General features: G+C 62.2%; 15 protein-coding genes. 3 read left to right on the forward strand and 12 right to left on the reverse strand.

Going from position 1 to position 17,934, the window contains the following annotated elements:
• Positions 1-5: 5 nt before the first annotated feature.
• Both SZ64_RS05430 and SZ64_RS05435 read right to left on the reverse strand, forming a co-directional pair.
• Positions 6-383, reverse strand: a complete 378-nt coding sequence (locus SZ64_RS05430; protein WP_054529884.1) for an acyl-CoA thioesterase — start codon at positions 381-383, stop codon at positions 6-8.
• 193 nt (positions 384-576) lie between these two features.
• Positions 577-1,854: a pyruvate dehydrogenase complex dihydrolipoamide acetyltransferase gene (locus SZ64_RS05435; RefSeq protein WP_054529885.1), complete on the reverse strand. Its 1,278-nt coding sequence runs from the start codon at positions 1,852-1,854 to the stop codon at positions 577-579.
• A gap of 149 nt (positions 1,855-2,003) precedes the next feature.
• Between SZ64_RS05435 and SZ64_RS05440 the strand changes: the two genes are divergently transcribed.
• Positions 2,004-2,456, forward strand: coding sequence for a universal stress protein (locus SZ64_RS05440; protein WP_054529886.1), 453 nt, complete (start codon positions 2,004-2,006; stop codon positions 2,454-2,456).
• Positions 2,457-2,614: 158 nt separating this feature from the next.
• Here the strand turns inward: SZ64_RS05440 and rnr are convergent, their stop codons facing one another.
• A complete protein-coding gene (gene rnr / locus SZ64_RS05445) occupies positions 2,615-4,933 on the reverse strand; it encodes a ribonuclease R (protein ID WP_082384717.1) in 2,319 nt (772 codons plus the stop codon).
• A 185-nt stretch (positions 4,934-5,118) separates the two neighbouring features.
• Between rnr and SZ64_RS05450 the strand changes: the two genes are divergently transcribed.
• Positions 5,119-7,146 carry a M3 family metallopeptidase gene (locus SZ64_RS05450; RefSeq protein ID WP_054529887.1) on the forward strand — a complete coding sequence of 676 codons (2,028 nt, stop codon included), beginning with the start codon at positions 5,119-5,121 and terminating at the stop codon, positions 7,144-7,146.
• A gap of 18 nt (positions 7,147-7,164) precedes the next feature.
• Here SZ64_RS05450 and SZ64_RS05455 read toward each other — a convergent pair whose 3' ends face one another.
• From SZ64_RS05455 to radA, 8 genes are all read right to left on the reverse strand, one after another.
• Positions 7,165-7,752 carry a DUF805 domain-containing protein gene (locus SZ64_RS05455; protein WP_054529888.1) on the reverse strand — a complete coding sequence of 196 codons (588 nt, stop codon included), beginning with the start codon at positions 7,750-7,752 and terminating at the stop codon, positions 7,165-7,167.
• Between the two features lie 26 nt (positions 7,753-7,778).
• Positions 7,779-9,320 (reverse strand): proline--tRNA ligase, encoded by a 1,542-nt coding sequence (gene proS, locus SZ64_RS05460; protein ID WP_193391512.1) that lies wholly within the window; start codon positions 9,318-9,320, stop codon positions 7,779-7,781.
• Between the two features lie 55 nt (positions 9,321-9,375).
• The gene (phaR, locus tag SZ64_RS05465; protein ID WP_054529890.1) at positions 9,376-9,945 is read right to left on the reverse strand and encodes a polyhydroxyalkanoate synthesis repressor PhaR; all 570 of its coding nucleotides are present in this window, start codon (positions 9,943-9,945) and stop codon (positions 9,376-9,378) included.
• A gap of 74 nt (positions 9,946-10,019) precedes the next feature.
• Positions 10,020-11,084, reverse strand: coding sequence for an alanine racemase (alr, locus tag SZ64_RS05470; RefSeq protein WP_241772989.1), 1,065 nt, complete (start codon positions 11,082-11,084; stop codon positions 10,020-10,022).
• Positions 11,062-12,693 carry an MFS transporter gene (locus tag SZ64_RS05475; RefSeq protein ID WP_054529891.1) on the reverse strand — a complete coding sequence of 544 codons (1,632 nt, stop codon included), beginning with the start codon at positions 12,691-12,693 and terminating at the stop codon, positions 11,062-11,064. The genes alr and SZ64_RS05475 overlap by 23 nt, the downstream gene beginning before the upstream one ends.
• A gap of 46 nt (positions 12,694-12,739) precedes the next feature.
• Positions 12,740-13,174, reverse strand: coding sequence for a hypothetical protein (locus SZ64_RS05480; protein ID WP_054529892.1), 435 nt, complete (start codon positions 13,172-13,174; stop codon positions 12,740-12,742).
• A gap of 1 nt (position 13,175) precedes the next feature.
• Positions 13,176-13,703 carry a CvpA family protein gene (locus SZ64_RS05485; RefSeq protein ID WP_054529893.1) on the reverse strand — a complete coding sequence of 176 codons (528 nt, stop codon included), beginning with the start codon at positions 13,701-13,703 and terminating at the stop codon, positions 13,176-13,178.
• A 12-nt stretch (positions 13,704-13,715) separates the two neighbouring features.
• Complete coding sequence (gene radA, locus SZ64_RS05490; RefSeq protein ID WP_054529894.1) at positions 13,716-15,080, reverse strand: DNA repair protein RadA; 1,365 nt, start codon at positions 15,078-15,080, stop codon at positions 13,716-13,718.
• Positions 15,081-15,151: 71 nt separating this feature from the next.
• Here radA and SZ64_RS05495 point away from each other — a divergent pair, with 71 nt between their 5' ends.
• Positions 15,152-17,473, forward strand: a complete 2,322-nt coding sequence (locus tag SZ64_RS05495) for a patatin-like protein (protein WP_054529895.1) — start codon at positions 15,152-15,154, stop codon at positions 17,471-17,473.
• Here SZ64_RS05495 and SZ64_RS05500 read toward each other — a convergent pair.
• On the reverse strand, positions 17,463-17,930 hold the full coding sequence (locus SZ64_RS05500; protein WP_347230255.1) for a low molecular weight protein-tyrosine-phosphatase: 468 nt from the start codon (positions 17,928-17,930) through the stop codon (positions 17,463-17,465). The genes SZ64_RS05495 and SZ64_RS05500 overlap by 11 nt on opposite strands.
• Positions 17,931-17,934: the final 4 nt, after the last annotated feature.

Raw genomic sequence — 17,934 nt, forward strand, 5'->3', positions numbered from 1 at the left:
TCGAATTACTCCTGAGCGTCTACAGGGCGCGGTTGCCCGTTATCGTCGATTGCGACGAAGGTGAACTTCGCCTGCGTAACCTTCATTGCCTGTTCCAGATGGCGCGGACGGCGCCAGGCTTCCACGGCGATGATCATGCTGGTGCGGCCCACGTGCTCGATGGTTCCGTAAACAGATACCTCGTCGCCCACCTTGACCGGCTGATGGAACTGCATCCCGTCGATAGCGACGGTGACTGCCCTGCCCTTGGCCCGCCGCGCGGCGATCAGGCCGGCGCCATTGTCCATGATGCTGACCAGCCAGCCGCCGAAGATGTCGCCATAGGCATTGGCATCGGCGGGCATGGCCGTGACTCGGATGGCGGGATCGCGCTGCTCGGTCATTCAAAACCTCGCCAAAGTTGACGCGGAACCACGTGCGAAACACCCGAATTTTGCCATTTTCTCGCAGTCTTTCCAGTCACTTGCTTCAAAAGCCGTGTGACTTTTCAAAATCGGGCTGCCGGCCCGATCCGAAAGGGAAAACTGCGAAATCATGGTGAGGAGCATATCCTCCCGGCGGGTGTGTAGGAAAGCCTCAGGCCACCAGGCCCAGCGGCTTTTCGATCAGTTCCTTGAAGACCTGCATCAGCTGCGCGCCATCCGCACCGTCGATGGCGCGATGGTCGAAGCTGCCGGTCGCGCTCATCACCGTGGCGACGCCGAGCGCGCCGTCGACGATATAGGGGCGCTTCTCACCCGAACCGATGGCCATGATCATCGCCTGCGGCGGATTGATGACCGCTTCGAACTGCTTGATGCCGAACATGCCCATGTTGGACAGGCTGGCCGTGCCGCCCTGATACTCGCTGGGAGCCAGCTTGCCTTCGCGGGCGCGGGCCGCGAGATCCTTCATCTCGGTCGAAATCTGCGAAACCGACTTCACACCGGCATCCGCGATGATCGGGGTGATGAGGCCATTGGGGATCGAGACCGCCACCGAAATATCGGCGCGCTTGAACTTGATCAGCTCGTCACCTGCAAACTGCACATTGCACACCGGCACGCGCAGCAGGGCCTTGGCGAGAGCCTTGATCAGCAGATCGTTGACGGAGAGCTTCACGCCCTCCCCTTCCAGCGCGGCATTCAGTTCGCCGCGCAGCTTGAGCAGCGCATCGAGCTGGATGTCCACCGTGAGGTAGATGTGCGGAATCTGCTGCTTCGATTCGGTCAGGCGGCGCGCAATGGTCTTGCGCATGCCGGAAAGCTTTTCGACTTCGTGCGGAATGCCGAAGTCCTGTGCCTGAACCGGTGCGGTGGCGGGAGCCGCGGTAGCGACAGGCGCCGGAGCGGCAGCACCGGGCTTCGCGCCTTCAACGTCGGCCTTCACGATGCGGCCATGCGGGCCGGTGCCCGTCACGCCCTTGAGGTCGATGCCCTTGTCGGCAGCGATGCGCTTGGCCAGCGGAGATGCGATCACGCGATCACCCGAAGCCGCAGCGGGCGCTGCAACAGGTGCGGGAGCCGGTGCGGCAGGTGCCGGGGCAGCGGCAGGAGCGGGAGCAGCCTCTGCCTTGGGGGCCGCAGCGGGCGCTGCCGCGCCACCGGCGGGCTTCACGCTGGCGGGATCCTCGCCTTCCTCGGCCAGAGTGGCGATCACTGTGCCGACCTTCACGCCTTCGGTGCCTTCGGCAATCGCGATGTCGGCAATAGTGCCTTCATCCACGGCTTCGAATTCCATCGTGGCCTTGTCGGTTTCGATTTCGGCCATGATGTCACCGGCCGAAACCTTGTCTCCAACCTTGACCAGCCAGCGGGCCAGAGTGCCCTCCTCCATGGTCGGTGACAAAGCGGGCATCTTGATCGCGATGGACATGGCGGAAAGGTTTCGTCCCTCTGGTGAATTGACGGGTGGTTCTCTGGCCAATTTGGCGCGCGGGGGCAAGTGCTCACAAGCGCAAAACAGCAAGCAGCTTGCCTGAAAGCGGCTTTAGGCGGATAGGGTTCCTTGGGGAGAGCAGAAAAATGCGCGTCTATCTGGTGATCATGGACGAAACGGAGGAAGCGCGGGTCGCCTTGCGTTTTGCCGCGCGCCGCGCCGCCAAGACGGATGGCGCAGTGCATATCCTCGCTCTCGTTCCCCCGCAGGATTTCGTCGCTTTCGGCGGGGTTCAGGCCACTATCGAGCAGGAAGCGCAGGACCGGGCGGAAATGCTGGCGGCCAGCGCCGCGGGCAGTCTGCTGACCGAAAGCGGCAAGATGCCCACTATCGCCGTGCGCCAGGGCGAAGGGGTAAAGGTTATCCGCGACTATCTTGTCGACCATCCCGAAGTGGCCGCATTGGTGCTGGGCGCCGCACATGAAGGCAATCCCGGCCCGCTGGTAACCCATTTCAGCCACGCTTCGGGCGGGCTTTCCTGCCCGGTGTTCATCGTGCCGGGGGCCTTGTCGGACGAGGACATCGACCGGTTGAGTTGATGGGCGGGCTGCCCGTCGGCCTATCCAGTCAAATCACTCACACCCGCTCAGCCTGAGCCTGTCGAAGGCCACGGGATTCAAATTGCCCCAAGTTCGTCCACCTTCCCGCGTCCTTCGACAGGCTCAGGACGAACGGATGTTTGGCGCAGCCATTCAAATTACCGCTTCTTCCCCTGATGCCGGATATTGCCCGGCCGCCCGCGCTTGCCGACCATGTGCTTGCCCTTCTTTTTCGGCTCCATCTTGGTGCCGCGCGGTTCGATGGCGGAACTTCCACCTTCGGGCAGTTCGAATTTCAGCGCACCGGTCAGCGGATTGGCTTCGGCCAGTCGCAGCTTCAGGCGATCACCCATGGCGTAGATCGTGCGGGTGCGTTCGCCCACCAGAGCCTGCGCGGAATCGTCATAGTGGTAATAATCGTTGCCCAGCGTGGAGACCGGCACCAGTCCGTCCCCGCCCAGGCCGACGATAGTGGCGAAGAAGCCGAATTTCTGGACACCGGTGATCCGCGTATCGAACACTTCGCCCACCCGGCCGGAAAGCCATGCGGCGACATAGCGGTCGATCGTCTCGCGTTCAGCTTCCATGGCACGGCGCTCTGCGCTGCTGATCGCTTCGCTCACCCGGTCGAGGTCCGTGCGGTCACGGTCCGACAGGCCGGACGTTGCGGGCAGATCGCCCTTGGGCTTGGGTTGTTCCAGTCCGAAGGCATCGACCAGCCCGCGATGCACCAGAAGGTCGGCATAGCGGCGGATCGGCGAGGTGAAGTGGGCATAGCTGCCCAGCGCGAGGCCGAAGTGCCCTGCATTGCGCGGCCCGTAATAGGCCTGCGTCTGGCTGCGCAGCACGGCCTCCATGATCAGTGCCTTCTCGCCCTCATCCGCAATGTCCTTCAACATGCGGTTGAACAGGCTGGGCGTGATGACCTGACCGAGCGAGAGCTTCTTCTCGAAGGTCTGGAGATAATCGCGCAGGGCGACCAGCTTCTCCCGGCTCGGCGGCTCGTGAATGCGGTAGACCACCGGATGGGCCTTGCTCTCCAAGGCCTTGGCCGCTGCGACATTGGCTGCGATCATGAAATCTTCCACCACGCGGTGGGCATCGAGCCGCTCCCGAATGGCGATCTCGGCAATCCGGCCCTTCTCGTCCAGCACTACGCGCCGTTCGGGCAGATCCAGATCGAGCGGGTCGCGCTTGTGGCGAGCATCTGCCAGAGCCTGCCAGCAGGACCACAGGTTCTTCAGCACATCGTCGGCAGAGCCATCGTCGATGGCGGCCTGAGCAGCCTCATAGGCGATGTTCTTCGCGATCCGCACGATGGCGCGGGTGAAGCGCCATGCCTTCACATTGCCGCTGGCATCGATGGACAGATGGCAGACCATCGCTGCGCGATCCTGCCCTTCCTTGAGCGAGCAGACATCGGCGCTGAGGATTTCAGGCAGCATCGGCACGACGCGGTCGGGGAAATAGACCGAATTGCCGCGCTTCCGGGCCTCCCGGTCCAGCTTGCTGCCGGGCCGGACATAGAAGCTGACATCGGCAATGGCGACGATGGCGTTGAACCCGCCCTTCCCGTCCGGCTCGGCCCAGATCGCGTCGTCGTGGTCACGCGCATCGGCAGGGTCGATGGCGACAATCGGGACCGCGCGCAAATCCTCGCGATGATCCTCGCTCAGCGGCAGTTTCGCTGCCTGCTTCGCCTCTTCCAGCGTCTCGCCAGTGAAATGGAAAGGGATATTGTATTTGGCGATGGCGATAAGGCTGAAGGCCTTGGGGGCCAGCGGATCGCCCAATACCTGCACCACCTTAACCCCGGCGCGCGGGGAACGTCCGGCAGGCTCCGCCAGCACAAGCTGGCCGCCCTCGGCCCCGCCAAGGTCCGCGATGGGCGAGGAATGGCGAATGCGCTTGTCCACCGGGGCAAGCCAGCCCTTGCCTGACCCGTCGATCTCCACCACGCCCATCACGCTTTCATCGGCGGAGGCGAGAACCTTCATCGGATGGGCAATCCATCCCGTCTGCGTCTCTTCCGTGCGGGCAAGAACCCGGTCGCCCATTTTCACCGCAGCCTGACGGCCCGGCCCCTTCTTGCGCTCGATCAGGCGCAGGCGCGGCGGCGGTGCGCCATCGTCGGGCGCCCAACTGTCGGGGATGGCCAGAGCCTCGCCATCGTCGATCTCCACCACGCGCAGCACGGTCACCTTGGGCACACCGCCCATGCGGTGGAATGCCGTCTTCTTCCCGTCGATCAGCCCTTCATCGGCCATGTCGGACAGCAGGCGCTTGAGCGCGATCTTCTCCTGCCCCTTGAGGCCAAAGGCGCGTGCGATCTCCCGCTTGCCTGCGGGCTGATCTGACGTTTGGATGAAATCGAGAATTTGTTCACGCGAAGGCAGGCCCGGCAATGCGGGCCTTGGGCCGCGGCGGGGCTTGTTGTGGGTCGGCGATTTTCCGGAAGGCGTTTTCTGCGCGGGCATGGCCGCGATATGGGCGGGTTTGTGCCCGCTCACAAGGGTGCGCCCCGGGGCATCCCCCGATTGGAGCCGGATCGGCTGCATGTCATTCGCCCGTCATGGCCAGCCCTTTGTCGAACGCACCTTGATTGCGGCGACGCACAATGGCCGCTAGTTGCCTTGGAAACTACTCCTCAGGGGACTGATACATGCGCAACCAGATCGCGGGCGCCCTGCTCGCAGCAACCGCCCTTTCCGCCACTCCGGCCGAGGCCAAATCGGCCAAGACCCCGTCCGTGGTAGACTTCATGGGGCCGTTGCTGGCCACCGCGCCGGATGCTGCGGCAATCGACGGCAAGTGCGACATGCTCGTCAAGGAAATCGAGCGGCGCATTACCGAACTGGAAAACGAAACCGGCCCTGCAACGGTCAACACCAGCCTTGTGCGCTATGATGAATTGGTCGCGCTGCTTGGCGGCGGAAGCGGTGAATTCACGCTCTACCAGGAAGTCATGGCCGACCAGCCCCGCCGCGATGCGGGCGGCAATTGCCAGGTGCGCCTCTCCACCCTGTCGAGCAAGATCAGCCTTTCCCGCCCGATCTATGATCGGCTGAAGGCCATCGATGCATCGCAGGAAGACGAAGCGACGCAGTTCTATCTGAAGCAGGCCCTTGCCTCGTTCGAGCGCAGCGGTGTGTCGCTCGACGAAGCGCAGCGCGCGGAAATTCAGGCGCTGCAGGAAAAGATCGCCGAGGTCGGCAATGAATTCGACGCCAACATCGCAGCGGGTCAGAAATCGCTGAAGGTGGAACCGTCAGAACTGGAGGGGCTGCCCGAAGACTTTATCGCAGCACATCAGCCCGGCGAGGACGGCTTGGTCACGATCACCACGGCCACGCCCGACTATGCCCCGGTGATGAGCTACGCCAGGAGCGACAAGCTGCGGCATGACCTGTCGGTGATCTACAACCAGCGCGCCTTCCCCGAAAATGACGAGAAGCTGCGCGAATTGCTGCGCCTGCGCCAGCAGCTTGCCGAGAAGCTCGGCCGCCGCAATTATGCGGAGCTGGTGCTTGAGGACAAGATGGTCAACACGCCCAAGAAGGTGGAGAAATTGCTGGAGGACATGGCCGAAGCCGCCCTCCCCGCCGCCAAGGGCGACTATGCCAAGAACCTGGCCGTGCTGCAGGAACTTCGCCCCGGCGCGACCGACATCAAGTTCTGGGAAACGGGCTGGCTCTCCCCCATCGTCCAGCAGCGTTATTACGATTACGACCCGCAGGAAGCGCGGAAATATTTCGCCTATAACGATGTGCGCGACGGTATCCTGAAGCTGACGCAGGATCTGTTCGACGTCGAAATCCGCCCCTGGAAAACCGCCGTGTGGGACAAGGATGTCGAGCCTTATGAAGTCTACGATCAGGGCAAGCTGATCGGGCGCTTCTATCTCGATTCCCATCCCCGCCCCGGCAAATACAGCCATGCCAACATGGTGCCGCTGCGCCCCGGTGTTCCCGGCAAGAGCGTGCCCATGGGCGCGCTGGTCATGAATATGGCCAAGGGCGATCACACCACAGGCCTGATGGAACATGGTGACGTGGAAACCTTCCTCCACGAATTCGGCCATTTGATCCACGGCATGTTCGGCGGAACGCAGCGCTGGTTCGCCCAGTCCGGCGTTGCGACCGAGTGGGACTTCGTCGAGGCCCCGTCCCAGATGCTGGAAAACTGGGTCTATGATTACGACACGCTCAAGACCTTCGCGAAGGACAAGGACGGCAACCCCATCCCGCGCGAACTGGTGGAGAAGATGAACCGCGCCCGCCTGTTCAATGCCGGCTTTGGCGACATGCGCCAGCTTGGCTATGCGAATATCTCGCTGGAGTTTCACCAACAGCCCCTGCCGGAAAATATGGGTGAAGCCGCGCGCTATTATCGCGGAGCCTATGATCTGGTCCCCACACCGGACTTCGTGGAGATGCAGGACGCCTTCGGCCATCTGAACGGCTATTCCGCGATCTATTACACCTATCGCTGGTCAAAGGTCATTGCGGACGATCTGTTCACGCGCTTCTCGGCAGAGGGCCTGCGCAACACCGCCACTGCCAAGGATTATCGCGAGAAAGTGCTCGCCATGGGCGGCACGAAGCCTGCGGCTGAACTGGTGCGCAACTTCCTTGGCCGCGATGTCAGCCTTGATGCCTATCGCGCTGAAATGGCCAAGGCGGCGCAGTAAACCGGACGCGCCCGTTCGTCAGAAGCGGACGGGCGCATCGCCATAGCGGTTCGGCCCATCGGTGGACTTCATCGCGCCGAACACGATCACGACGATTGGCCCGATCCAGCCCAACAGTGCGAGCGGATTGGACCTTTGCTCCATGGCGGCCTGCTGAAATGCGATCGGGTCCGCGGCGGACATCGCAAACATCGCCTGCACCTGACCGATCATGCTTATGCTTACGGCTGCGCCGGCCAGTCCGCTGGCAATCGCCAAGGCACACCACCAGCCTGAGCGCCCGGAATCGTGCAACCGCCGGACAAAGGCGGCTGCGGCGAGCGCCAGAGTGACGAGTTGGACCGCGACGCCGACCCAGACAGACATGGCCATCCAACCGCCCATGTCCTGCATCATCGCAGTCAACATTGCGTCTTCATCCACGCCCGCCTGCGCTTGAACAAAGGCGCGCTGCATCATCGAGATGACCATGGGGACGCTGACGGCCATGGAAATCACCAGGCGCAATGCCACCAGAAACAGGATGTAATACCAGAAGGTCTGGCGCGCATCGCGACCAGAAAAGCTTGCCAGATGCGACAGGTTATATTTGATCGAATCCAGCATGCTTTCCCCCCCCCCCCTTTTTTCCGTCAGTAAGCGCGCGCGATCAATATCCTTTCAACGGCCTTCTCGCCGGTGAAGATACAGGCGCCATCGGCAGGTTCCGCATCAATCGGCACGTTGCGGATCGTCAGCTTCAATGCCTTAAGTTGTTCCACCACCTTGTCGAGCGCTTCGCCAGTCGGCTTTGACCACTGGACCTCGACCCAGCCCGGATAGCGGGCATCGTCGGAATAGAAGGCGGCCAGATCGTCCAGCGAGGTGACGCCGCGCGTGATGTTCGCATCCCGGCGGGTCTTGGCTTCCTCGTAAAGCGACGACTGGATGTCAGCCAGCGTCGCGGCCGCCGTCGCGGAGAATTCCTCGCGCGCGGTGAAGGCAAAGGCACTCTTGGCCTGTTCGGTCCAGAGCCGGTCGCGCCGCAGCACGGCAACCTTGCCTTCGGACATATCGCGGGGGCCGACTTCCACGATGATCGGCGCGCCCTTTCGCACCCAGTCCCACCGCTTGGCAGCAGCCTTGCCCGGGCTCTTGTCGAGCAGCACGCGTACTGCCTCGCCAAGCGCATGTTGGCTGACGAGCGCCGCACGCAGTTCTTCGCAGTAAGCGATCAGCGCGGCATCGCCATCGTCTTCGCGCAACATGGGCAGGATCACGATCTGATAAGGCGCAATGGCAGGCGGGACGCGCAGCCCGTCATCGTCGCCATGGGTCATGATAACGCCGCCGATCAGACGGGTGGAAACGCCCCAGCTGGTCGTGTGGCAGAACTGCTGGCTGCCTTCACGGTCCTGATAACGGATGCCAGCGGCTTCCGCGAAATTGGTGCCGAGATAATGGCTCGTGCCGGCCTGCAGTGCTTTACCGTCCTGCATCATGGCCTCGATCGACCAGGTTTCTTCCGCACCGGGGAAACGCTCGTTCTCAGGCTTCTCACCCGCGATCACGGGAAGGGCGAGCTGGTCTTCCGCGCAGGCGCGATACATTTCCAGCGCGCGCTTGGTTTCTTCCATCGCGCTATCACGGCTTTCGTGTGCCGTATGGCCTTCCTGCCAGAGGAATTCACTGGTGCGCAGGAACATGCGGGTGCGCATTTCCCAACGCACGACATTGGCCCACTGATTGGTCAGCAGCGGCAGATCGCGCCAGCTTTGCACCCAGCGCGCCATGGCATCGCCGATGATCGTTTCCGACGTGGGGCGCACTACCAGCGGTTCTTCCAGCTTCGCCTCGGGATCGGGCACCAGCCCGCCCTTGCCGTCAGCGATCAGGCGATGATGCGTGACCACCGCCATTTCCTTGGCGAAGCCTTCGACATGTTCTGCCTCACGCTCGAAGTTCGAGAGCGGGATGAAGATCGGGAAATAGCAGTTCTGCACGCCCGCCGCCTTGATGCGGTCATCCATGAGGCGCTGGATGCGTTCCCAGATGCCATAGCCCCAGGGCTTGATGACCATGCAGCCGCGCACGCCGGATTCCTCTGCGAGGTCGGCTGCGGAAATGACTTCCTGGTACCACTGGGCGAAATCGTCGGCGCGTTTGACCGACAGGGCATGGCGGATTGCAGACACTGTTTTTTCTCGAATCGCTGATTGAAATGTGAGGGACGCGATGGCCCCTCAGCGATCAATTGCCAAGCGAGTCGAGCTTCTTCTGCATTTCGGCCATCTGCGCCCGCAGCGCGCCAAGCTCATCGTCGCCTTGCTTCGCGGGCGCCGGTGCCTCTTCCGCAGCGGCGGCAGCGGCGTTGGGCATGAAGGCAGCGGCAGCGGCCTTGAACATGGCCATGTTCGTTTCCGCCATCTTGGCGAATGTGTCACCGCCCATGGATTGCTTGAACACGTCCTGCAGCTTGCGCTGGTTGGCCTGGAAGTTTTCCATCGTAGCTTCGAGGTAATGCGGCATCAGGGCCTGCATCGAATTGCCGTACATGGCGATGAGCTGGCGCAGGAAGCTGATCGGCAGCATCTGTTCGGCGCCGTTGGCTTCTTCTTCCATGATGATCTGGGTCAGGATCGAATGAGTGATGTCGCTGCCCGTCTTCGCGTCGAGCACCTGAAATTCCACCCCCTCGCGCGTCATCTTCGCAAGATCGTCAAGCGTGATGTAGCTTGAGGAACTGGTATTGTAGAGGCGGCGGTTCGCGTATTTCTTGATAATTACCGGCTGATCCGCGCCACTTGCACCCTTGGCCATTGCATCACTCCCTGCTCCAACCCTTCAAGCACTTAGCACTTGCAGCAAGTGCAGTGCAACACGATTGCAGCAGACTAGATCCTCGCGAAACGGCGACCAAGCACGGTTAACAGTTCATATTGGGACAATCCGGTAAGGATCGCGCCTTCAGGTAGACTGTAGGGCACGTCCACCCAATCCCCTTCCTTCAGGTCTGGCGCGTTGCCCAGATCGATCACGATCATGTCCATCGAGATCTTGCCCAGCAGGGGCAGGCTCCTCCCCTCATGCTGCATCTCCCCCTTGCCCCAGCAGCGCAGGAAACCATCGGCATAGCCCAGCGAGGCGACGCCCACATGCATCTCGCGATCTGCGGTGAAAATGGCGTTATAGCCAACCGTGTCGCCAGCCTGGATCGTGCGCGTCTGGAGGATTGCCGCCTGCGGAAAGCCGACCTGCCTGATCTGACCATCCAACGCCGGGCACGGTATACCACCGTATAGCGCGAGGCCCGGCCGGGTCAGGTCGAAGCTGTAACGGGCGCCGAGCGTTATCCCGGCACTATTGGCGAGACTGCGGCGACGCGACGTAATCTGCCCGCATACTTCGGTGAAGCGGCCAAGCTGTGTCTCGTTAAGTGGGCTGACCTCGTCGGCGGAAGCAAGGTGGGATAGCAGCACGTCGATGTCGAGTGCACCGATCAGCGGATCGCCCAGTTGGTCCATCGGCAGGCCGAGCCGGTTCATCCCGGTATCGACCATCAGATCGCACAGCCCGCCCCCGGCGTCACGCCAAAGGCGCGCCTGATGGAGGCTGTTGATCACAGGTTTTATCCCTGTTTCCCGTGCATAGGCGGCATCCTGCGCCGTCAGCGGGCCGTGCAATACGGAAATCTGACCCGCGGGAACATGGGCGAGCACGGCCGGGACTTCGCACCAATGCGCCACGAAGAAATTGCGCGCACCGGCCTTGTGCAGCACGGGCACGACTTCCGCCGCACCCAGCCCGTACCCATCGGCTTTTACGGCCGCACCGGCGCTCGCAGCATCGGAGAGGCGATCGAGTGCGGTCCAGTTATGGGCGAGAGCATCCCGATCCAGGCGAAGACGCAGTGCGCGGGGCGGCTCGGCAGGGAGGTCAGGCAGTTTGGTCTTCCTCAAAATCGCGCGGCGGACCGGAAGGGATGCCCCATATCCCTACGATCAGCGCAATGAATACAAAGCCCCACGTATACCACAGCCCCGCATAGGCATCGCCGGTCTTGGCGACGATATAGCCTGCGATCACCGGCAGGAAACCGCCGAAATAGCCCGCCCCGATATGATAGGGGATCGACATGGAGCTGTACCGGATACGGGCGGGGAACATTTCAGCCAGCAGCGCGGCGACCGAGCCGTAATTCATCGCCGAGAGGAAGCCAAAGAACAAGAGCGCAGCAATGATACCGATATTGCGCAGCAAACCGGGATGCTGGACCGAGAAATCGTAACCTGCGCCAGACAGCGCCTGCTCAAGCTGAGCCTTGCGTGCGTTGCCATCGTCCCAGTCAAACCCGTCAAGCGCGATCGGCATATCGCCTGCCCGCAGTTCCAGCGCGGAAGAGGCCGAAAGTTGATATGGAACGCCCGCCGCGGTGAGATCGGAGATCAGCTTGCCGCATTGCGTCTTCTGCACATTCGCGAAAGGATCGTAATCGCAGTCCGGGCCTGACACGACCACCGGCGCGGAACGCGCGGATTCCACCAACCCGGGATTGGCGACGTGGCCCAAAGCCCAGAAAGCCGGGAAGATCGTCAGCAGGATCAGGGCATTGCCCCAGATGATCGGCTTCTTGCGCCCCACCTTATCGGACCATTTGCCCACCACAAGATAGAACCCCATGATGATCGGTCCTGCGATCAGGATCAGCGCCTCGACCGTCGTCGAATCCACCCGCATCGGCCCTTTGAGGAAGGAAAGGCTGGAGAAATAGGCGGCGTAAAAGATCGTCGTCAGGCTTCCTGTCACACCGAATAGCGCGACGAAGATGCGTTTCTTGTTGCCGGGGAAAGTGAAACTTTCCTTGAACGGGTTGGAGGAAGTGCGGTTCGCGGCCTTCATGGCACGGAAAACCGGGCTTTCGTTCAGCTTCAGGCGCATCCACAGAGAGATCGCCAGCAGCAGCAACGAAACCAGGAACGGCACGCGCCAGCCCCATTCGGCAAAGGCATCGGCCGGGATCAGCAGGCGGCAGGCCAGCACTACGCCGACGCTCAGCACGAAGCCGCCAACCACGGCGGCCTGAATGAAGCTGGTGTAATATCCCCGCTTCTCAGGCGGACAATGCTCGGCAACGTAGATCGTCGCACCGCCATATTCGCCGCCCAGCGCCAGGCCTTGAAGAATACGGAACAGCAACACGATCAGCGGCGCAGCCAGTCCGATCATTTCTGCCGTGGGGATCAGGCCGACACCGGCCGTGGCGATGCCCATCAGGGTCACAGTGACAAGGAACGTATATTTGCGGCCCAACCTGTCGCCCAGAAAACCAAACAGGATCGCGCCAAGCGGGCGGAAACCGAAACCAACCGCAAACCCGGCCCAGACGAGCAGCATTTGCAGTGTTTCATTGTCGGAGGGGAAGAACGCCTTGCCCACGAGCGAGGCGAGCGTGCCGTAAATGAAGAAATCGTACCATTCGAACACCGTCCCGGCGCTCGATGCGGCGATTACCAGGCGAACTTCCTTCGCGCTGGGTTCGCCAGCCATAGCCGCACTCACTTCTGCCATTGCCCCTGTTCCCCGTGCCGGCTGCCCCGCCAGCTTCGGCCCTGCCCTAGACGCTTGCCGGGGCCGAGGAAAGAGCCGCCAGTGCAGCCTCCCAAGGCAGCATCATCGCGCCGTGGCGGCCGGGAAAGGCGCGGGCGGCCTCAATGGCGGAAATTCCTGGCCAGTCAGGCAACGGGCCCGATCCCGCAAGCCAGCTTGCCATCGCATCATGGACGCTTTCGATTTCCGCAGCAGTCTTTCCGCTGGCCGCACCGGCGAAGATTGCCGCACTGGCCTGCCCGATCGCACATGCCCTCGCGCGGAGCCCCATCCGGTCGATCCGTCCATCGCCATCGAGAGACAGGCCCATGGCCAAAGTGCTGCCGCAACTGCGGGAACGGGCATCGCCTTTCATCGGCAAGCCGTCGTCCCACGGATATTCCGCAAGGCGCAGGGTCAGGGCAAGAAGCTCCGGCGTATAAAGCCGTTCTGCAGAACTCACCTCAGACGCCGTCGATTGCTTGAGCCGAGGATTCGATCTCCCGGTCCCGGCTGTCGATCATCTGGACCAGCGCGTCCGCCCCGGCATTTACCGCCGAATAGCTACGAGCCTGGGTAATCCAGTCCGGCCGCCCCTGAATGCCCCACACCGAGTCATAGCCGAGCACCAGCACCGAAAAGGCCAGCACGACCATGATCCCGCCTTTAACCACACCGAAGCCGAAGCCCAGCACCCGGTCTACCGGCCCGAGCAAGGAATTGCGCGAGGCCTCGCCCATCCGGCCGGCAATCAGCTTCATCGCGGCATAGGGCACCAGCAGCAACAGCGTAAAGGCCAGCACCGCGGCACCGGATTGTGTGCCGACATAGCGCAGCAATTGCACGGTCAATTGAGTGTGGAGATAGTGAATCGCGAGCAAGGCGAGAATCCACGAAGCGAGCGAGAGCACTTCCTGGACGAAACCGCGCATGAACCCGCCAATCGCGGCCACGGCGATAATTATCAGCACGATGATGTCGAAGCCCGTCATCGGCGAAGAGGATTATGCGCTCGCCATGACACGGTCAACGAGATTGGAAACGCGTTTCAGCGGTTCATAGCGCAGAGCCTTCGGACTGTCGCACCCGTCGGGGCCGAAGCCTCGATCAAAGCCAAGCTTCAACGCCTCGCGCAGGCGCAGCCCGCCATGGGCGACAGAGCGCACTTCACCTGCCAGTGAAATCTCGCCGAACCATGCGCTGCGGCCGGGAAGCGGCCTGTCTGCCAGCGCGGAAACCAGTGCTGCCGCCACAGCCATATCCGCTGCCGGATCGGCCAGGCGATAGCCGCCGGCCACGTTGAGATAGACTTCACAGGAAGAGAAACTCAGCCCGCAACGCGCCTCCAGCACTGCCAGCAACATCGCCAGCCGGCTGGAATCCCAGCCCACAACCGCCCGGCGCGGGGTGGCGCCCGATTGCAGCCGAACTATCAGCGCCTGAACTTCAACCAGTACCGGACGGGTGCCTTCGAGCGCGGGGAACACCGCACTTCCAGCCAAAGGCTCCTCATGGCCGGAAAGGAACAGCAGCGAAGGATTGGCGACTTCTTCCAGCCCCTGCCCGGCCATCGAGAAGACACCGATCTCGTCCACAGCACCGAAGCGGTTCTTCAGCGCGCGCAGGATGCGATATTGATGGCTGCGCTCCCCCTCGAAAGCCATCACCACGTCGACCATATGCTCCAGCACGCGCGGCCCAGCGATCGAGCCATCCTTGGTCACATGGCCCACCAGTACCAACGCCACGTCGTTTTCCTTGGCATAGCGGATCAGCTCGAACGCACAGCCACGAACCTGACTGACCGTGCCGGGTGCGCCTTCGATCTGGTCTGAATGCATGGTCTGGATCGAATCGATCACCAGCAACGCGGGCGGCTCCATGCTGCCAAGAGTTGTCAGAATATCCCGCACCGACGTGACCGAGGCGAGGCGGATCGGTGCATCGGCCAGTCCGAGCCGCGCCGCGCGCATCCGCACCTGCCCGGCAGCTTCCTCACCGCTGACATAGACCGTATCCTTGCCGCTGCGCGCGATCAGCGCGGCGGCCTGCAGCAACAATGTCGATTTGCCGATGCCGGGATCGCCGCCCATCAGGATCGCAGAACCTGGCACCAGCCCGCCGCCCAGCGCCCGGTCGAATTCCGCAAGTCCGGTTGCTTGCCGGACGGGCATTTCCGCAGGCGCGTCCAGTGTGACGAACTGAACCTTGCGCCCCCCGCTCGACAGATCATGTTTTTGGGAAAATACCGTCGCCGGCGCTTCTTCCGACAGCGAGTTCCATTCCCCGCAATCGGCGCATTGCCCCTGCCAGCGGTGCGTCACACTGCCGCAAGCCTGGCATACATATCGGCGTTTCGCTTTGGCCATTTGCTCCCGATATACAGAACATAAGTGGAACGCAATTGCCTTCTGCGAACCTTCCCGCCAAACAGGCTGCCATGCGCCAGAAGGAACTCCGCATCGCCCTCATCTGCTATGGCGGCGTCAGCCTCGCCGTATACATGCATGGCGTGACCAAGGAGCTGTGGAAGCTCACCCGCGCGAGCCGCGCGCTCCATGCGGGAGACGAAACGCTCAGCGGAAGCGAAGCTGTCTATCTGGAAATGCTGCAGCATTTGCGCAGCAAAAGCGACGTGATGCTGCGCGTGATGCCGGACATTCTTACCGGCGCCAGCGCTGGCGGCATCAATGCCGTATTCCTAGCCCAGGCGATCCATTCCGGACAATCGCTTGAGCCGCTGACCGAGCTGTGGCTCGAACATGCAGATGTCGACAAGCTGCTCGATCCCGAAGCACGGCTGTGGACCTGGATAGCGAAATTCTGGGCGCCGCCGGTCGTGCAATTCCTTCTCAGCCGCCCGGGCAGCGCAGTGAATGAAAGCGTCGCGCCTGAAACTCGCCGCCAGGTGCGCAAGAAGCTGGGACGGTTCGTGCGTTCCCGCTGGTTCGCCCCGCCCTTCTCCGGCATCGGATTTTCCGGCCTGATCGCAGACGCGCTAAAGGCTATGGAAGAGGCCCCTGCCGATAGGCCGCTGCTGCCACCCGGCCACCCGCTGGACCTGTTCGTCACCGCCACCGACTTTGGCGGATATATCGAATTGCTGCGCATCAACAGCCCGGCGGTGGTGCAGGAAAGCGAGCATCGCCTTCCGATAGGCTTTCGCGCGCGTACGCCCGCCGAACCGGGTCATCAATTGGCCGACCCATTGGAACTGACGCTGGCGGCGCGATCCACGGCGAGTTTTCCTGGTGCCTTCCCTCCTCTGAAGTTGGGGGAAATCGACGAACTGGCACGTCGCCGCAAACGAGAATGGACTGGGCGAGGCCAATTCATCGAACGCGTCATGCCCGGCCATATGCGGCAACAGGATGCAGACCGCGTTTCGCTGGTGGACGGCTCTGTTCTGGTCAATGCGCCCTTCTCCGAAGCAATGGGCGCGCTACAGGGGCGCCCGGCCCAGCGCGAGGTTGACCGGCGGTTCGTCTATATCGACCCCCGGCCTGACAGGATAGGCCGGCGCGCACAGGAAAAGGGCGAGGATGTCGGATTCTTCAAGGCCATCGTCGGCTCCATCTCTGCCATTCCGCGCGAACAGCCTATCCGCGACAATCTGGAGCAGATCCAGTCACTCTCGCGCGAGGCGGAACGACTACAGCAGATCGCCGCCGCACTGCGTCCGGAAGTGGAGCGGACGGTCAACAAATTGTTCGGACGGACATTCTTCATGAACCGTCCAACACCTCGGCGGTTGGCTGCCTGGCGCGCCAAGGCTCAACAGGCTGCAGCGGAGCAGGCAGGTTATGCGTTCCATTCCTATGCGCAGGCCAAGTTCACCGGGATTGTGGAGCGCCTTTCCCAGATGGTTTTCTCCAGCGCGCCGGGCCTTTTGCTGCACGATGCTGCACCTATTGCAGATGCCCTGCGCAGCGAGTTGGAACGGCGCGGACTTTCAAGTCTGATCGATCCGGCTGGTGGAGCGGCCGAGGAGGCGATCCGCTTCTTCCGCGACCATGACATAGGCTTCCGCATCCGCCGTCTGCGCTTGCTGGCCCGGCGCCTGACGCGCGACTGGGAAGGCGGACGCACCATCACGGAAGCTGACCGGGATGCCGGGCGAGACGTGATCTATCGTGCGCTGGCGATCTATTTCGACCGTGAAGGGCCGGAATCTCTGGGCGAGAGCTTCCCGGCCATTGCCGAGGGCGTGCTCACGTATCCGGGCGCCGTTCTGGATGCCATCGCCGAACGGCGTGACTTGCAGGCGCTCGATCTGAAGGTGGAAGAAATGCTGGCGGAAGCACTGGAGGCAATGCCCAAGCCCCTGCGCCGCAGGATACTGTTCGCCTATCTGGGCTTTCCTTTCCTGGATGTAGCCACCCTGCCCTTGTTTCGCAATGAAGGCTTCACTGAATTTGATCCGATCAAGGTGGATCGCATCTCCCCCGACGATGCTGTTTCCATCCGTTCCGGCGGAACCTTCGCCACCCTGCGCGGAGTGGAGTTTTTCAATTTCGGCGCGTTCTTCAGCCGTTCCTACCGCGAGAATGACTATCTATGGGGCCGCCTCCACGGTGCGGAACGGATGGTGGATCTGGTCTGTTCGACCATGGAGGGTGAGGTGGACGCGCTGGAAATCACCGCCTGCAAACGCAGGATATTCCTGGCAATCCTCGATGAGGAAGAAGGGCGGTTGAAGGCCGACCTAACCCTGATCCCCAAGATCCGCGCGGAAGTGATGGAACGTCTGGCTAACGCTTGAAGCGCTGGACCAGTGCTGCCGCGGCCGCGCTCACATCCGCCCAGGTGATGTCAAACGCATCCTGTTCGCTGAAATAGGGGTCGGCCACCGATTGCCCCTGCCGCCCCGGCACATTGTCCAGCAGCATTTCGAGGCTGGATGTGGCCCCTTGCGGCACTATCTGGCGCAGCGAATTCATCACGCCCTTGTCGATCGCGAAGATATGCGTGAACCGCATAAAATCTTCGGCCTGCACCTGGCGCGCAAAATGATCAGACAAGTCGATACCATGCTTGCGCGCCACGATCAGCGACCGCTCATCGATCGGTTTGCCGGTGTGATAGGAAGCCGTAGCCGCGGATTCGACATAAACGTCCAGCCCTGCCGCTTCTGCCTGCTGCCGCATCGCGGCTTCGGCCAAAGGCGAACGGCAGATATTTCCCAGGCACACAAACAGCAGGGCAGGACGCATCGTCATAGAA

The organism is Erythrobacter sp. SG61-1L (genome assembly GCF_001305965.1).
Taxonomy (GTDB): Bacteria; Pseudomonadota; Alphaproteobacteria; order Sphingomonadales; family Sphingomonadaceae; genus Andeanibacterium.

What these genes read in the sequence shown, in the direction of transcription:
- SZ64_RS05485 (WP_054529893.1), bottom strand. Translation starts at nt 13,703, where the DNA reads ATGACGGGCTTCGACATCATCGTGCTGATAATTATCGCCGTGGCCGCG.
- radA (WP_054529894.1), bottom strand. Translation starts at nt 15,080, where the DNA reads ATGGCCAAAGCGAAACGCCGATATGTATGCCAGGCTTGCGGCAGTGTG.
- SZ64_RS05440 (WP_054529886.1), top strand. Translation starts at nt 2,004, where the DNA reads ATGCGCGTCTATCTGGTGATCATGGACGAAACGGAGGAAGCGCGGGTC.
- phaR (WP_054529890.1), bottom strand. Translation starts at nt 9,945, where the DNA reads ATGGCCAAGGGTGCAAGTGGCGCGGATCAGCCGGTAATTATCAAGAAA.
- rnr (WP_082384717.1), bottom strand. Translation starts at nt 4,933, where the DNA reads ATGCCCGCGCAGAAAACGCCTTCCGGAAAATCGCCGACCCACAACAAG.
- SZ64_RS05430 (WP_054529884.1), bottom strand. Translation starts at nt 383, where the DNA reads ATGACCGAGCAGCGCGATCCCGCCATCCGAGTCACGGCCATGCCCGCC.
- SZ64_RS05450 (WP_054529887.1), top strand. Translation starts at nt 5,119, where the DNA reads ATGCGCAACCAGATCGCGGGCGCCCTGCTCGCAGCAACCGCCCTTTCC.
- SZ64_RS05495 (WP_054529895.1), top strand. Translation starts at nt 15,152, where the DNA reads ATGCGCCAGAAGGAACTCCGCATCGCCCTCATCTGCTATGGCGGCGTC.
- SZ64_RS05475 (WP_054529891.1), bottom strand. Translation starts at nt 12,693, where the DNA reads ATGGCAGAAGTGAGTGCGGCTATGGCTGGCGAACCCAGCGCGAAGGAA.
- SZ64_RS05455 (WP_054529888.1), bottom strand. Translation starts at nt 7,752, where the DNA reads ATGCTGGATTCGATCAAATATAACCTGTCGCATCTGGCAAGCTTTTCT.
- SZ64_RS05435 (WP_054529885.1), bottom strand. Translation starts at nt 1,854, where the DNA reads ATGTCCATCGCGATCAAGATGCCCGCTTTGTCACCGACCATGGAGGAG.
- SZ64_RS05500 (WP_347230255.1), bottom strand. Translation starts at nt 17,930, where the DNA reads ATGACGATGCGTCCTGCCCTGCTGTTTGTGTGCCTGGGAAATATCTGC.